General features: G+C 54.7%; 1 protein-coding gene. It reads left to right on the top strand.

Going from position 1 to position 816, the window contains the following annotated elements; genetic code table 11:
- The coding region (locus tag HYQ67_RS23810; RefSeq protein WP_202308658.1) for an IS4 family transposase at positions 1-807 on the top strand (807 nt) is incomplete at its 5' end.
- Between the last annotated feature and the right edge of the window lie 9 nt (positions 808-816).

Raw genomic sequence — 816 nt, 5'->3', positions numbered from 1 at the left:
CATCTGATAAACGCCAGCGCTTTTGACAGCGAGAGCGTCAGCGAAATGCGGCTGGCCGCCCGGCTGACAGAGAAAACGCCGGACAACAGTATCACCCTGTTCGATAAAGGATTTTACTCGCTGGGGCTGCTGCATCACTGGCAGACATCCGGAGAGAAACGACACTGGCTGTTACCGCTGAAAAAGAATACCCGGTATGAGGTGGTGCACAGGCTGGGGCGGGGTGACGAGCTGGTTCAGTTAAAAACGAGCCCGCAGGCGCGGAAGCAATGGCCGGCGCTGCCGGCAGAAATAACGGCGAGACTGCTGACCCGGAATGTGGACGGAAAAGAACGGCAGGTACTGACCTCGCTGACAGACCCTGTCCGGTATCCGGGTAACAGTATCAGTGAGTTATACAGACATCGATGGGAAATAGAGCTGGGTTACCGGGAAGCGAAACAGAGCCTGCTGGACAGCCGGTGGACGCTGCGCAGCAGGCTACCGGAGCTGGTACGGCAGGAGTTGTGGGGAGTGCTGCTGACCTACAACCTGGTGAGATACCAGATGGTAAGGATGGCGTTCGAACTGAAAGGCGACTATCTGCCGTATCAGCTGAGCTTCAGTGGCGCAATAAGTGAAATAACACGGCTGCTGATAACGTTGCCGTGGGCTTCACCGGGTAAGATGCCAGGCGAGCTAAGAACGTTGTATGAGAAGGCGAAATGGCTGGTTTTACCGGAGAGAAGAGAGCGAAGTTACCCCAGAGAACTGAGGGTAAAAAGCAGAAAATACGCAGACAAAAAAACTGCTGGTCACCTTAAGTGACCAGCATTA

The sequence above is a fragment of the Dryocola clanedunensis subsp. sulfonylureivorans genome, assembly GCF_016756775.1.
Lineage (GTDB): Bacteria > Pseudomonadota > Gammaproteobacteria > Enterobacterales > Enterobacteriaceae > Dryocola > Dryocola clanedunensis.
Note: the sequence above shows the minus strand (reverse complement) of the source record. Positions and strands in the feature narration are given on the sequence as shown.